Source organism: Bacillus sp. CDB3, assembly GCF_002081505.1.
Lineage (GTDB): Bacteria > Bacillota > Bacilli > Bacillales > Bacillaceae_G > Bacillus_A > Bacillus_A cereus_AT.
Genome location: NZ_ALBR01000099.1, coordinates 68201 through 82296, shown reverse-complemented (window position 1 = coordinate 82296; position 14096 = coordinate 68201). Strand labels below are relative to the sequence as shown.

Genomic DNA, 14096 nt, shown 5'->3' with positions numbered 1-14096 from the left:
TTAATTTAAAAAAGCGTAACATGTATTGTCTACGCTTTTTTCGGTAAATAGAAGTAAAATAACACACCATCTTCGGTATTCTTCACCCCATATTCAGCATTGTGCAGTTCTAAAATGTTTTTTGAAATCGCAAGACCAAGCCCTGTTCCACCTTGTGAACGTTTTCGTGCCGCATCCACGCGATAAAAACGATCCCAAATTTTATCTAATTGTTCTTCTTCAATGTGAGCACCTTTATTTTCAATACACACTTTTATATGATTCGTCTCGTCTATTGTGGAAATAATAATATCTTCTTTTGCTGGTGTATAACGTATTGCATTCGTAATAAAATTCACAATTACTTGTTCAATTCTATTTTGATTCCCAATCACTTCCGCTGAACATATATGTTTATGCACACTCAGTTCTTTTTTCTCTATCTCCGATGAAAGCTGTTCACATATTTCTTCAATCACTCCATCTATATAGAAAGAATCCACCTTCATGTTATATGTGCCAGACTCAAATTTAGCTAATTCAAGCATATCCAAAATTAGTATATCCATCTTGTCTACTTCTTTTTCCATCGCCTGAAAATAGTAGTCTTTCTTATGTTCAGCTACCCCATCTTTTAAAATGGAAATACAGCTTTTCATAATACTCAGCGGCGTTTTTAGTTCATGCGATACGCCTGCAATAAATTCTTTCCTTGTGTTTTCTAACTTTCTTTCTTTTTCAATATCTTGTTCTAGCTGTCCAATATGTGAATGTAGTTTATTAGATAGTGTATTAATATTTTGCGATAAATCACCAATTTCATCTTTTGAAGTAATCGGAATTTTTTCTGTAAAATCTAAATGTGCTATTTTCTTCGTTGTATCATTTATTTTTAGTAACGGTTTTGCAATTTGTTTTGAGTAATAGAAAGAAGCTAGAAATATAAGAACGACTACAAATGCAATGATATAGATGTAATAATCTTGTACCATTTGTACAGCCTCATCTACAGGCTGTAAAGAAGCCATCGCGTATATATATGTTACCGATCCGTCTTTTTCTTTTATTGGTTTAATTAATAATTTATATTTTATATCATTTTTTTCATAGTCCATTATTTGTGTTGAGTATTGTATTTGATTACTCTCTTTTTGTAATAAATCAGTTTGAAATTCTTTTATGTTATCTAGGAATAAACTATTTTTATAAATTGGATTTATAGATCCTTTTACATCTGGAAACTGAACTTTCGTAATAGTCCCATATATACTAAAATCCGACTGTTGAGCAGCCCTCTTCTTGTCCTCATCACTCAAAATTCCAACAACATTTTTTCTTTCCCCATTGATAGAATCTTGAGTAACTTTTGGCTTTTCCTCACTCAGCTTCAGTTCTTTTTCAGCTAAATTCTTACTTAACGGTTTATTAGACCAACTTAAATTCATCTGTGCTAACTGTAAATAATGTGTGACGAAACTGTCGTCTCTTTTCAGTCCATAAAAATAAACTGGTTCTCCTACAAAACTAGGTAGTGTCCCACTTTCAATTTCATCTATATTCATGAGATAGTACAAAGGAATGATGATTGTTTTTTGTCCCAATTCCTTCTCTTCCCGTCGCTCTAAAGTAATCTCAAAATAAAAATCATCCGCATGTTTTAAATTCCCATTCTGATCTAACGTCGTAATCCACGTATTATTTTCTCTTAAAAAATCTTGCTCCAGCTTCTGAATTCCTTCTGCACTTCCTGCATAATTTAAATAGTTCTTTTCAAAAGAATTTAAATTCACTTTAATATCTTCCACTTTTCGATTCGCATAATATTGCTTGAAAAATATCGTTTGTCCAATAAATATCGTCGCTAAAATCAACATACATAGCGCTGCTGTAAGGGTAAATAATTTAAGTACAATCCCTTTTCTCATATGTTCCCCTCGAATTTATAACCGGTTCGCACTACAGTTATAATGTACTTTGCTTTCTCTCCTAATTTATTTCGCAAATTACGAATATGACTATTTACTGTGCGATCATCCCCAGCAAACTCATATCCCCAAATTCTTGAAATTAATTGCTCTCTTGTTAGTACAATTCCTTGGTTTTTCATGAAATACACTAATATTTCAAATTCTGTATGTGTTAAACTAATGTCTGCCTCATCAACAGTAACAGTACGTGACGGAAGATGGACATGAATGCCGTGAATTGATAAAGTATCATCTTCATTCTCTAAAGGTTTCTTTGTTGCTTTTCTACTTTCCAACAACCTTTTCGCTCTCGCTAATAAAATAGGCGGACTATATGGTTTCGCAACATAATCATCTGCCCCAAGCTCAAACCCAAGTAACGTATCATCTTCATCTACACGTGCCGTCAGCATAATAATTGGAACCCCGGACGTCTTACGAATCCTTCGGCAAACAGACCATCCATCAAGTTCCGGCAACATAATATCAAGTATAACTAAATCGACCTCTTCTTCTTCTTCAAATAAGACTAAAGCTTCTTTTCCGTCTCTCGCTTCAAGTACTTTATATTGTTCACTCAAAAAGTAATCCTTTAATATTTCACGTAAAATATCTTCATCTTCAACAATTAAAATGTTTTTTGACATAATCTATGTCTCCCCCTCTCGCTTTAAGAAATTACTATTCAAAGCTCTATAATTTATTTTGAATTACTCGTAATTAACTTTGCCTCGATAATATATCGATCCGGCGCATCCCCTATATAATCAAATGGATAACAAGTCGTCAATGTTAATGTCGGTTCTTCTTTTTTTACAATAACAGTGCGATCATCCGCATGTGTAATCCACATCTTTTGAATTTCATATGTGTACATTGTATTGTCATATTCTAAAATGAGATTGTCTTTTTCTTTAAGCTCCCCTAATTCTGTAAATACAGTATCCCTATGTCCGCTCAGTACAGTATGCCCCCCTCCAGATGGTGTTGTCGTTAAATCACTAACAAACATACCGACTCCTTTTTTCAATGTTGCATCATTTGCTTCCCAATATACAGAAAATTTTTTCTTTATTTTCGGTATATTTAACATAGCTACCTTTTCTCCTTCTTTATGCTGTATTTGAGAAGAAGGTACTTGTGCATTTACTGGCACTTCGCTAGAATGCTGCTTGGATGTTTGCTGCTCAAAATTTTTAATTTCTTCTGTCGTTAAATCTTGTGCAGAACTTTTTCCTTTATACCATTCAAAAGCGTAATAGGCTCCCATTAATAAACCTACTATCATTAACGTAAATCCAATACGATTTAGAACTGTCACTGTGAATCCCTCCATGCAAAAAATGGTAGGAGTAACCTACCATTTTTAATATATGAAATTATCCCATTCTTTATAGGACAATATTTTATTTATGCCTTAATCTTATTACGACGGTTCAAACCAAATAATGTCCCTATCGCTACAAGACATGCGCTTAATGCCATCATTGCTACATTATTTGACGCTGTATTTGGTAACTTTTCTCCCTTTACAGCTTCTTTTGCTACTTCTTTTTTTGCCACATCATTCTTTTGCCCGGCCTTAATTGCTGCTTCTTTTTTTGCAAGAGCTTCCTTTTCTTGCACTTGTGGCGCTTCTTCTTTTTTAGCTGTATCTTGCTGCACTTGCGCTTTTATTGCTTCCTCTTTTTTAGCCATATCACTTTTTTCTTGTACTTGTGCTGCTTCCTTTTTCTCTACTTCATTCTTTTGCCCGGCCTTAATTGCTGCTTCTTTTTTAGCTGCATCTTGCTGCACTTGCGCCGCTTCTTCTTTTGTTAATGTTCCAGTAGAAGCGCTCGCTATCGAAGAATATCCCACTGTTAAAAGTGCCATTGCACAAATTGGTAATAGTTTTTTTTTCATTTTATTCCTCTCCTTTTATTCTAGTAATACATCACGCCGCACCGGATGTATTACTAGAATAAACAAGAGATGTAAATATGAGATGCAGATGAAATGGAGTTCTGTTAAAGATTTCATTATAAAAAAAAGTTATCCAAAAATAATCTCTTGGATAACCTTTTTATTTAGTCTACACTTAAAGCTTTCTTCCCCATTTGGTTATAAATACTTGCAAACCAATTCTTACTCACTTTCACATTTTTCGTTCCATAAAATGGGTCATTATAATACACATAATTATCATCGACACCTGTTAAAACGACAGCATGAGTATTCATTCGCCCATAAATTGTTTTTCCGCCTGGTGTTTTCCACGTTGTAATTGGTCTAGGATTATTTAGTGCTACAGTTACCCAAGTAACAACCGGCTTCCCATTCCTCACATAATTTTCCAGGGATAAAAAATCATTTCCTGTTAAGTTAGTTCCTCTTGCATATTTATCTAACAATCTTTTTAATGGTTCTGGATTAATAGAATATCCTGGCGTATTTCCTGTCACATCACCTACAAACCCTACATCTGGATCTCCCCAAATTTGTGATGATGTTTTATAGTTCTTTAATTTCGTTTGATCAAAAGGCATTTCAAAAGCAAATGCTACTTTATTTAATGAACGACCAATTTGATGTTCCACAAGCATTTGTAAAGAGACTACTTCACAGCCATTGTGTAATTCTGGGAATTGATAAATTGATGGTACGTTCAATATCACTTGACTACGATTAACATTGCCTTCATTAACCCATTTCAAACCATTATTAGTTTGTATTTGAATCCAACCGCCTTCTCTTTCGCCATAAACTTCTACTGTTTGCGGAGAATATTTCCCTGATACACGCGATACAAAACTAGGACTGTCATATGCAAAAAACACTTTAGATAAATACTTTGTCTCCTTTTTCGTGTCCAACCATTGGTATCCTGCATATGTACTTATTCGAAGCCACGTTCCTCTTTCTTCTACAACAGTTACTGTTTGTGGTCCATAATACGCTAAAATTTTCGCAGAGCGTGACGGAGCATCATAAGTAGTAAAGTCTCTATCAATCTGTACTTTCTTTTCAGTTAGACATACCCATTTATAGCCTAAACTAGTACGAATTTTAATCCAATCGCCTTCTCTTTCTTCTACAACCGTCACTCCTTGCGGAGTATACTCGCCTGAAATACCCGACGATAATGACGATTCATTATATGTAACGAAGTTTTTCGTTATATTTACTTTCTTCTCAGTTAGGCACACCCACTTAAAACCCAGATCCGTATGAATTTTTATCCATCCACCGTCTCTTTCTTCATATACCTTTACTTCTTGTGATGCATACGCATTTGAAATACCTGATGATAATGATGGCTCGTTATACGTAAAGAAACTTTTCGTTATATTTACCTTTTTCACTTTTACTTCGCTATCTTTAGATTGATCTGTTACCGCAACAAGTCGCGCTGCCTCAGCACGTGTTATCGATTTGTCAGGTTGCCACTGTGTTCCATCAATACCATTTGATATACCTAATTCTACTAAAATATTAATGGATTTCTCACCCCAATGATTTTTCACATCATTAAATAATGTCGGTAATTCTCCATTAACTTTCGAATCTAATTGATATGCTCGTACAAGCATTGTTGCCATTGACGCTCTTGTCATTTGACCGTACGGATTAAATTTCCCGTTTCCTTCACCTTTAATAACGCCTGCTTTTTCCACCGCTGCAATGTAGGAAGATGCCCAATTATCTTTCGAATCTATAAAGGTCGGCTTGTCCCCTTCTTTAACTTCTAATCCTAAAACTTTAGCCATAATTGTAGCCGCTTCAGCCCTACTTAATACGTTATTCGGTGAAAATGTTCCATCCGGCATTCCTGTAATTACTTTTTTATTCACTAAATAATTAACAGACTCTTCCGCCCACCCTGGAACATCAGGGAATGATTGTGGTGCTGCTTGTAAATTACTCACTGCCCTTTTTAATTCTACTTCTCTTTTTTCCTGTTCTTCCTTTTGCTTTAATTCAAGCTCTTGTTTTTCTTGTGCTTCTTTTTGCTTTAATTCAAGTTCTTGTTTTTCTTTTTGCTTTAACTCAAGCTCTTGTTTTTCTTGTGCTTCTTTTTGCTTTAATTCAAGTTCTTGTTTTTCTCGCTCTTCTTTCTGCTTTAACCCAAGCTCTTGTTTTTCTTGCTCTTCTTTTTGCTTTAATTCAAGTTCCTGTTTTTCTTTTTGCTTTAACTCAAGCTCTTGTTTTTCTCGCTCTTCTTTCTGCTTTAACTCTATTTGTTGCTGCTCCAATTGTTGCTGCGTTATTCTTAATTCTTCTTGCTGTTTCTTTAATTCCTCTCTCTTTTGTTTCTCTTTTAATTCAGGATTTGTTTCTTCTTGATTATTCTTTTCGTTTTCTTCTAATCGACTCTTCTCTTCAAGCTCTTTCTTCCTTTTTTGTTCCTCTAATTCATTCAAGTTTGTCTCTTCTTGGTTATTCTTTTCTTGTACTTCTAACGGATTCTTCTTTTCAAGTTCTTCTTGTTGTTTCTTTAATTCATCTAATTTTTGCTGAACTTCTTCTAATTTTTCTTTATCTTCACTATCTTGTTTTAGTAATTCTTCTTTTTTCTGTTTTAATTCGTCAACTTTATCAAATAACTCTTCCTGCTGTTTCAAAATATCTTTTCTTTTTTCTAATTCCATTTGTTTCTCTTTTATAGCATCAAATTGTTTTTGCAATTCACTCTGTCTATCACTATGTATACTCTGTAAAGCTTCTATATTATTTTCAATTTCCGCTAGCGAACTAGAAGGAAACGCTAATAGATTTGTTGTCAATAAACTAGCTACTGCAATTACACTATATTTTTTCATCATACACACCTTTTCTAATTTTACTAAAATCCCATTTCCTACCATACACAAAATGTAAGATTCCTCCATAATCATAGCAAATCTTTTCTACGCTAAGGGACTTTTCGTAAAAATAAAAAAAAGCATCGTATAATACAATGCTTTTTTTGATGTGTCTCGATATTTATTTGTTACTTTCGCGTGACTTAGAAGTAGCAAGGGCCGGAGTGATAACTAATTGTCTCGGCTCAGTTTTCTTTAAGTGATTTTTGACGTTACACTTACGACGTTGAACAACCCACGCTTTAATAGGATTGGTCAAAATAATCTTTTGCTCTTCGTTAGGGGTCTCTTCTTCCAACCTACAACTTTCGCTCCATTTATTCCATTTCATTGTAAGTTTAGAAGAAGAATGATCGTCTTCTCGATCAAACAAGTGCAAAAAATCCATTTCGCCAGCTAGCATTACGGTGTTGCTAGTTGCTAAAAAAGAAAAGGTCGTCCAACGTTTCTCCATGCCCTCCTACTCCTTTTTCACATATAGAGTGCCTAAAACTTAATTTACCTAAAATATGCTTGCCTTTTACCTTACACTTATAGTTTATCCAAAACACTACTATGCAACTATCGATTTGTCTTACAACTACCTTACATTTTTGTAAGAAACAAAAAACCTTCACTCTCTATACGTGAAGGTTTCTCATTTCTCATCTATATGATCTTTCATATGATCGACTCCAGCTTCTTGTAGCTGTGACATCATACCGTGGGAAATTGCGCCTAATACTAAAGTCATTCCAATTAGTGAAATCCGAATCGCTGGTACATCAATTATGTAAGCCAAACTACCAAGAACAATTGTTAAAAGTAATGCTTTTATAAATGTTGCACTTGTATACTCTTTCTTTTTCATCATAATCACCCTTTATGGAAGCGTTTTCTTAATGTAATCAGTATATCATATCATCTGATTATTTTGTGGGGATTTCTGTAAAAACCTTATATCTTCTTTGACTTTTTTCTTTCTATCCTTTACAGTCGAAATGTTCACAAGTTTTACACTGTAGGAGGATTCAAATGAAAATTGAAATAAAAGACACTTTAATTTCTGAAGAACAATTACAAGAAAAAGTAAAAGAACTAGCGCTTCAAATCGAACGTGATTTTGAAGGAGAAGAAATCGTTGTAATCGCTGTATTAAAAGGATCTTTCGTATTCGCTGCTGATTTAATTCGTCATATTAAAAACGAAGTAACTATCGACTTTATCTCTGCATCTAGCTACGGAAATCAAACAGAAACAACTGGAAAAGTAAAACTATTAAAAGATATCGATGTAAACATTACTGGAAAAAACGTAATTGTCGTAGAAGACATTATCGATTCTGGTTTAACACTTCACTTCTTAAAAGATCACTTCTTTATGCATAAACCAAAAGCATTGAAATTCTGTACGTTACTTGATAAACCTCAGCGCCGTAAAGTGGACTTAAAAGCTGAATATGTTGGCTTCCAAATTCCAGACGAATTTATCGTTGGCTACGGTATCGACTGTGCAGAAAAATATCGTAACTTACCATTTATCGCTTCAGTTGTAACGGAATAAATATAATAAAATAAACTTCCATCAATTATTGATGGAAGTTTATTTTCTATCACAATTCGTAAAAGACAAAGGGAGAGAATAAAAATGACAAAGACAAAATTTGAAAAAGTACTCCTCATCGTAAATCCGAAAGCCGGTCAAGGCGACTTACATACAAATTTAACGAAAATCGTACCACCTCTTGCCGCAGCTTTTCCTGACCTACATATCCTTCATACGAAAAAGCAAGGTGATGCAACAAAATATTGTCAGAAGTTTGCTAGTAAAGTAGATTTAATTATCGTCTTCGGTGGTGACGGGACTGTATTTGAATGCACAAATGGCTTAGCCCCTCTTGAAACTAGACCTACACTTGCAATCATTCCAGGCGGAACTTGCAACGACTTCTCTCGCACACTTGGTGTTCCGCAAAATATTGCAGAAGCAGCGAAACTCATTACAAAAGGACATGTAAAATCAATTGATGTCGCAAAAGCAAACGGACAACACTTTTTAAACTTCTGGGGCATTGGACTCGTATCTGAAGTATCAAACAATATTGATGCAGAAGAGAAAGCAAAGCTTGGTAAAATCGGTTACTACTTAAGTACCATTCGAACTGTCAAAAACGCTGAAACATTCCCAGTAAAAATTACTTACGACGGACAAGTATATGAAGACGAAGCTGTCCTTGTTATGGTTGGAAACGGTGAATATCTCGGGGGTATCCCATCCTTTATTCCGAACGTGAAATGTGATGACGGAACACTTGATATTTTCGTAGTCAAATCAACAGGCATTCAAGCCTTTAAAGATTATATCGGAAAGAAACTATTTGAAGACTCAAATGAAAATGACATCTTCCACGTCAAAGCTAAATCCATTCATATTGAAACAGAAGAAGAAAAAGAAGTAGATACAGATGGTGAAAGCTCTCTACATACACCGTGTCATATTGAGTTGTTACAAGGGCACTTTACGATGATTTATAATCCTGCGGTTGTGTAATGAAAAAAGACTATCCGATTTTTAACATTTCGGATAGTCCTTTTTAGTAAAAATGCGCTTTGATCTACTCTTTCATTTTTAATATGAGTTTTCGTAATCAAACTCCACCCAATTTTTCCAGTGCGTATTAGCATTCTTATTTACAATAACACTTGGATCTTGCTTCTCTATCGCTGCAGCTACTGATTGGAAGAATTCATTTTCACTTACTTTCTCTTCTTCAACATGTTGCCACTCTTCCGTTTCATAAGCTACTTCCCAATCACCTTTTAAACCGAACTCTTCTAAAACCTCTTCTTTACTCCACCATAATAATGTTCTAGCTTCGTCATTAGTAGCAAGCATACGCATGAAATATGTTGGATAAGACTCTTTCGTTTTCACTTCTATTCCATTATTCGCATAATCTTCTTCTGTAAATTGATATTCAAAATGATGATCGCGAATTTTTAAACTACCGTTATGAATATCCGGTATAAATTCACCTTTATTATCAAATAATTCATAATCTCCATCATTTACTTGCAAAATACCGTCATCACCAATTGAATGATTCATTCTATCGCCATATACTTGAATATCATTAAATACACCTAATGAACCTACACCGACAATTTGAAACACCATTAACCAATCCTTAGTACCTTTAAAGAAAAGAGAGAATTTCACTTGCGAAATATCCATATATTCATTATCAAAGGCAGGAAATTCATAGTTACTTTGCTTTCTATCTAATAGCTTCAAAATATCTTTTTGCATATATATCATCTTCACCTCTATATAAATTTTTCAATTTCACTAGAGTATAACATAGACATAATTACCTTTCATTTTCTAATAATACTTCTCATAAAATAACAGAATGGTCTATTTGCATGCCTTAGTTCTTTTTAGATACAATGAAGGAAAGAAGCAACCTGATACAAGGGAGAAAGTTTTAATGGATGAAGCAGCAAAATTCGCCCACGCTGAGACAGAAGGAATAAAAAGAGGAATGGAACAAGGAATAAAAAAAGGGCTTGAAAAAGGCATTGAACAAGGTCGAAAAGAAGGGGTTCAACAGGGAAAAGTTCAAATGATTAAAAGTATGTATGATCTTGGTATACCACTTGAAACGATTGCTAAAGCAAGTAAATTAAGTGTGCATGAGGTTGAGCATATTTTAGGACATAAATAGTAATAAAAAAGAGCTTGAATGGTTTCAAGCCCCTTTTTATCAACTTTCCTCAATATCATCCAATTGAGTCTTATAACATTCATCACACTCTAGCATAGTAGGAAGAATCCCTCTTTCATCAGGTAATAAAACCCTCAAAACTTCTCGATCCATCTCTACGAAAGACTTCATAATAATGGGATATCCTTCAATAATATTCGTATACTCAATCCCTTGTTCAAACTTTTTCCCACTACGTATTTCTTCTATTATAGAACAAAAAACACCATGCGCGACTTCAGGATCCATATTTAATATTATTTGTAAATCTTGATGATTAAAATTATCTCTTAGACCATGAGTATGATAATTGGCATGAATCCCATCATTATCTTCCGCTAATATGCTATGCATGTACCATCCATACTCTTGTAGCATATTTTCTTCCCATTCATCTGAATCCTCTTCTAAATCTTCATCAAGCAAATTCGGATCATACCACACATCCTCGTAATCTCCAGCAATTAAAAATCTCCAACCAGGTGGTAACCCTAAATATTTCTTTATTTCAGGTGCCCATTCATCAATATGTTGAACGTGTAAAGGAAGAAAGAAATCTTCTTCTGTCTCCATTTCTTCACCCGCCCAAATGTACCAACCTGTCGTTCCGTTTTCTACAGGCATTCGTAACCCATTAATTGGAACAATACCACTTTTCACATTTTGTGCTATTCCTAATTTCGAGTCATTCGGTGATGCTACATACTCAGCTTTATATTTCTCACATATACTCTTTTGCTCTTTTATGTATTTTTCCATCCTTTTAGCACACTCCCAAACTTCTGAAATATAGATTTCTTTGCCGAAGCACTCTCTAACTGCCATAACCCGCACGGATTATAAAATGGATCCTCTTGTTCATAACGCTCATCTATATAATGAGATAGACGGTACATTGGAGAATCTTCTGTGAAACTAATTGTATCTCCATCTTTCAAATTAGGTTTTTCCAATATATTATGTAGGTTAAAATCATTTAATAAATCTACAGCTACTTCTGGATCTATTCCTCCATCTAAAACAACATCCGGTAGATTAAACGCTCGCATCCCGCATGAATAATAGCCGTCTTCTTCATCACCCACTAAAGTTACAAGATGCGAATACATAGGGAATATTTCCTTATTCTCTGCAAGCTCTTTCCATTCATCTTTTGAATAAGCTACGCCTGCTGTTTCAACTTTTAAAGCAAGTCCACCTGCATTTAATAGTTCCATTCCTACATCAATCACTTCTTGTAATCTCTCTGTATCATCAACTTTCGCAATAACATACACTGTATAAGTATGCTTCTCCAACTCCCGACGCAATTCTTCATCAAAACGCTCACCACTTGCATAGAAGAAAGCTTCTCCTAAAGATGGATCTTGTTCATATACATCAATTTCAAAGCCAATCTCTTTCTCCTGATGGTGCATAATATTGCCTGCTAACATATAGTTACTCTTACTCACAACTTCTTGTATTAATTCCATTCTATCTTTCCATAAACCAGGTACTCCAATAACGATTTGTGTCTCCATCATATGCACTCCACTTCTTATCTATTTCTAACCTATTCTTTCCATCTTCCAAACTAAATTATCTGGATCGTTTTTCTCTAAAAAAGTTAACATCCACATAGTTTTCCCTTTGTCGTTCATCAACATTACTTTATGGTTTAATTTCCAAGCCACGTCACTAACATGATTAAACATTTTATACATATCTTCTTCTCTAATAAGTTTTTCCTTTTTGATTAACCGTCTCGTCCTATACTCTCTTATTTCTAAGTACATATCAGCATAAGCCACTTCATGCTGCCAAATTATACTACATACATATTTTTTATTTGGACTACTCTTCTTTATATATACAAGTTCATTTTTATAATCCAAATCCAGTACCTTATTGTATGCTTTTTCTAACATCTCTATATCCCAATCACATTCCACAGCTAAACTCTTCATTTCAGTATGAACGATTTGAAGGGCTAATTCTTTTTTCTCTCTATCTGATAAATATGGAAAATCCTTTACACTCCCATACTCTACAAACACATTCATATATTCAGGAAAAATTCGATATTTCTTCTCCCACTGATTTAATAATGAAATATCATCCACACAGTAAATCAAGATAACTTTTTCATAGTCTGTTCTTAACTTTGACATATGTCGATCGTATAAAGAAGTAATACAGCTCGTTTCTTTAAAAAAAGATATCTCTTCCTCATAGTTACTCGAGGATGTTGATTGTAATATCTCTAGACTGCTTATATTCTCTTTTCTCTTTAGAAAACTTAATCGGATATCTCTTATAATCGGCATTTACTCTCTCCTTCTTAATACTACGACTATATAATTGATTCTCTAGCGCCAACTAATCAATTTCAATCCATCCCATTCCCATATAGAGAAATAAAAGCCCCACTACAAAAAAGAGCGCACCAATTAAAAAGTAGAACGGTGCTCCGTGCAGCGGATCACAAAATAGCTCTAGAATGTTTTGTGCCACTACTGTCCATTTATCTTTTTTTGAATTTTTTTCTTTTATTTCTTTTACAAACCTATACATACTTAAACCAATAAAAATGATGCCTATTAATAGGCACCCTACTATGATAAGAATTCCCAAATATAACACTCCATTTAAAATATCCTTGTTATGTACACCTCATTTTAACTAAAAAAACGAAAGAGAACATCATTTTCTCTTTCATTTTTCTGAAATCGCACTGTGATTTTTCAACATAAAAAATCCAAAACCATACAAAGTGATTTTGGATTTTTTATAGTTAAAATGTTACATTGCATTTCGAGCAAAAAGGAGCGGAATTGCCTCTTCTAATTTTCGCATCACATTTTGGACAATATACATATCGCTCTTCTATCTTTTCTCGTTCTATCATATGTAAGGATACTATTCTCATACTACACATAAATCCAATTAAAATAAGACTAACAATGAGTAGCACAACTCTCACTCCTCCCCTCTATATTTTACCATAAAATAACAAAACCGATTCTCTCATCAAGAATCGGTTTTATACTTACAGTCCTAACTTAGCCTTCGCCCCATCAGGAATTTTATCTGTCGTTACTTGCACTTTATCATGTAAGAACTTACCTCTCGTAAGCACATGCCAGTACGAACCTTTTTGTAATTCATCTACTCCATCAATTGTAACTTCTTTTTCCTTCCCATCCTGATCGTAAGCTTTCACCGTATATTCACGACTTTTATTTCCGCCTAACTCTTTTCCATCTGTATCAATAATTGCATAATGATCCTCTATATCAAGAAAGGGATTCATTTGATCTAGCTTAGCGCTCCCATTTAATAAATATACCGCTCCGGCCATGATGACAAGTAATGATGCAAGGATAAATCTTTTCATCTATATTCCACCTTTCATTATGTTTTTCTATAGGACGTCTCTAAGTATAGAGTGTATTTCTTAATAAAAACTTGTACGATTTCTTAACATTTTCTTAAACTAAAAGGGAACTATTAATTAGCAAGATCAAAAAAATAAAAAGTGACCCTTTACACCATTGTTGACATCTTTACACCTATAGT

General features: G+C 34.1%; 16 protein-coding genes and 1 pseudogene. 3 read left to right on the top strand and 14 right to left on the bottom strand.

Annotated features, from left to right (window positions below):
• Window positions 1-29 precede the first annotated feature (29 nt).
• From CDB3_RS26485 to CDB3_RS26455, 7 genes are all read right to left on the bottom strand, one after another.
• Window positions 30-1904, bottom strand: a complete 1875-nt coding sequence (locus CDB3_RS26485) for a sensor histidine kinase (protein ID WP_128856531.1) — start codon at window positions 1902-1904, stop codon at window positions 30-32.
• Window positions 1901-2593: a response regulator transcription factor gene (locus tag CDB3_RS26480; protein WP_128856530.1), complete on the bottom strand. Its 693-nt coding sequence runs from the start codon at window positions 2591-2593 to the stop codon at window positions 1901-1903. Before CDB3_RS26480 ends, CDB3_RS26485 begins: the two co-directional genes overlap by 4 nt.
• A 53-nt stretch (window positions 2594-2646) precedes the next feature.
• Window positions 2647-3267 (bottom strand): class D sortase, encoded by a 621-nt coding sequence (locus CDB3_RS26475; protein WP_128856529.1) that lies wholly within the window; start codon window positions 3265-3267, stop codon window positions 2647-2649.
• An 89-nt stretch (window positions 3268-3356) separates the two neighbouring features.
• On the bottom strand, window positions 3357-3851 hold the full coding sequence (locus CDB3_RS26470) for an LPXTG cell wall anchor domain-containing protein (RefSeq protein ID WP_128856528.1): 495 nt from the start codon (window positions 3849-3851) through the stop codon (window positions 3357-3359).
• Window positions 3852-4015: 164 nt separating this feature from the next.
• Window positions 4016-6748, bottom strand: coding sequence for an S-layer homology domain-containing protein (locus CDB3_RS26465; protein WP_372708560.1), 2733 nt, complete (start codon window positions 6746-6748; stop codon window positions 4016-4018).
• 163 nt (window positions 6749-6911) lie between these two features.
• Complete coding sequence (locus CDB3_RS26460) at window positions 6912-7244, bottom strand: hypothetical protein (protein ID WP_128856526.1); 333 nt, start codon at window positions 7242-7244, stop codon at window positions 6912-6914.
• A gap of 183 nt (window positions 7245-7427) precedes the next feature.
• Window positions 7428-7643 (bottom strand): hypothetical protein, encoded by a 216-nt coding sequence (locus tag CDB3_RS26455; protein WP_002073368.1) that lies wholly within the window; start codon window positions 7641-7643, stop codon window positions 7428-7430.
• A gap of 161 nt (window positions 7644-7804) precedes the next feature.
• On the opposite strand from CDB3_RS26455, the gene hpt reads away from it, so the two are divergent.
• Together hpt and CDB3_RS26445 are read left to right on the top strand one after the other, a co-directional pair.
• Window positions 7805-8332: a hypoxanthine phosphoribosyltransferase gene (gene hpt / locus CDB3_RS26450; protein ID WP_071744381.1), complete on the top strand. Its 528-nt coding sequence runs from the start codon at window positions 7805-7807 to the stop codon at window positions 8330-8332.
• 84 nt (window positions 8333-8416) lie between these two features.
• Window positions 8417-9319: a diacylglycerol/lipid kinase family protein gene (locus CDB3_RS26445; protein WP_128856525.1), complete on the top strand. Its 903-nt coding sequence runs from the start codon at window positions 8417-8419 to the stop codon at window positions 9317-9319.
• Between the two features lie 78 nt (window positions 9320-9397).
• Here CDB3_RS26445 and CDB3_RS26440 read toward each other — a convergent pair whose 3' ends face one another.
• Window positions 9398-10078 (bottom strand): DUF7003 family protein, encoded by a 681-nt coding sequence (locus tag CDB3_RS26440; protein ID WP_128856524.1) that lies wholly within the window; start codon window positions 10076-10078, stop codon window positions 9398-9400.
• Window positions 10079-10238: 160 nt separating this feature from the next.
• On the opposite strand from CDB3_RS26440, the pseudogene CDB3_RS26435 reads away from it, so the two are divergent.
• Window positions 10239-10496: pseudogene (locus tag CDB3_RS26435) on the top strand (Rpn family recombination-promoting nuclease/putative transposase); the annotation flags it as partial.
• 39 nt (window positions 10497-10535) lie between these two features.
• Here CDB3_RS26435 and CDB3_RS26430 read toward each other — a convergent pair.
• The 6 genes from CDB3_RS26430 to CDB3_RS26405 form a co-directional block, all read right to left on the bottom strand.
• Window positions 10536-11294 carry a DUF4262 domain-containing protein gene (locus CDB3_RS26430; protein ID WP_128856523.1) on the bottom strand — a complete coding sequence of 253 codons (759 nt, stop codon included), beginning with the start codon at window positions 11292-11294 and terminating at the stop codon, window positions 10536-10538.
• Complete coding sequence (locus CDB3_RS26425) at window positions 11279-12058, bottom strand: DUF4261 domain-containing protein (RefSeq protein ID WP_128856567.1); 780 nt, start codon at window positions 12056-12058, stop codon at window positions 11279-11281. The genes CDB3_RS26430 and CDB3_RS26425 overlap by 16 nt, the downstream gene beginning before the upstream one ends.
• A 27-nt stretch (window positions 12059-12085) precedes the next feature.
• Window positions 12086-12844, bottom strand: a complete 759-nt coding sequence (locus tag CDB3_RS26420; RefSeq protein ID WP_128856522.1) for a hypothetical protein — start codon at window positions 12842-12844, stop codon at window positions 12086-12088.
• A 52-nt stretch (window positions 12845-12896) separates the two neighbouring features.
• Window positions 12897-13151: a hypothetical protein gene (locus CDB3_RS26415; protein ID WP_128856521.1), complete on the bottom strand. Its 255-nt coding sequence runs from the start codon at window positions 13149-13151 to the stop codon at window positions 12897-12899.
• A 160-nt stretch (window positions 13152-13311) separates the two neighbouring features.
• A complete protein-coding gene (locus tag CDB3_RS26410; protein ID WP_128856520.1) occupies window positions 13312-13491 on the bottom strand; it encodes a hypothetical protein in 180 nt (59 codons plus the stop codon).
• 75 nt (window positions 13492-13566) lie between these two features.
• The gene (locus CDB3_RS26405; protein WP_128856519.1) at window positions 13567-13914 is read right to left on the bottom strand and encodes a YxeA family protein; all 348 of its coding nucleotides are present in this window, start codon (window positions 13912-13914) and stop codon (window positions 13567-13569) included.
• Between the last annotated feature and the right edge of the window lie 182 nt (window positions 13915-14096).

What these genes read in the sequence shown, in the direction of transcription:
- CDB3_RS26405 (WP_128856519.1), bottom strand. Translation starts at nt 13,914, where the DNA reads ATGAAAAGATTTATCCTTGCATCATTACTTGTCATCATGGCCGGAGCG.
- CDB3_RS26455 (WP_002073368.1), bottom strand. Translation starts at nt 7,643, where the DNA reads ATGATGAAAAAGAAAGAGTATACAAGTGCAACATTTATAAAAGCATTA.
- CDB3_RS26425 (WP_128856567.1), bottom strand. Translation starts at nt 12,058, where the DNA reads ATGGAGACACAAATCGTTATTGGAGTACCTGGTTTATGGAAAGATAGA.
- CDB3_RS26480 (WP_128856530.1), bottom strand. Translation starts at nt 2,593, where the DNA reads ATGTCAAAAAACATTTTAATTGTTGAAGATGAAGATATTTTACGTGAA.
- hpt (WP_071744381.1), top strand. Translation starts at nt 7,805, where the DNA reads ATGAAAATTGAAATAAAAGACACTTTAATTTCTGAAGAACAATTACAA.
- CDB3_RS26460 (WP_128856526.1), bottom strand. Translation starts at nt 7,244, where the DNA reads ATGGAGAAACGTTGGACGACCTTTTCTTTTTTAGCAACTAGCAACACC.
- CDB3_RS26420 (WP_128856522.1), bottom strand. Translation starts at nt 12,844, where the DNA reads ATGCCGATTATAAGAGATATCCGATTAAGTTTTCTAAAGAGAAAAGAG.
- CDB3_RS26445 (WP_128856525.1), top strand. Translation starts at nt 8,417, where the DNA reads ATGACAAAGACAAAATTTGAAAAAGTACTCCTCATCGTAAATCCGAAA.
- CDB3_RS26465 (WP_372708560.1), bottom strand. Translation starts at nt 6,748, where the DNA reads ATGAAAAAATATAGTGTAATTGCAGTAGCTAGTTTATTGACAACAAAT.
- CDB3_RS26430 (WP_128856523.1), bottom strand. Translation starts at nt 11,294, where the DNA reads ATGGAAAAATACATAAAAGAGCAAAAGAGTATATGTGAGAAATATAAA.
- CDB3_RS26485 (WP_128856531.1), bottom strand. Translation starts at nt 1,904, where the DNA reads ATGAGAAAAGGGATTGTACTTAAATTATTTACCCTTACAGCAGCGCTA.
- CDB3_RS26470 (WP_128856528.1), bottom strand. Translation starts at nt 3,851, where the DNA reads ATGAAAAAAAAACTATTACCAATTTGTGCAATGGCACTTTTAACAGTG.
- CDB3_RS26440 (WP_128856524.1), bottom strand. Translation starts at nt 10,078, where the DNA reads ATGCAAAAAGATATTTTGAAGCTATTAGATAGAAAGCAAAGTAACTAT.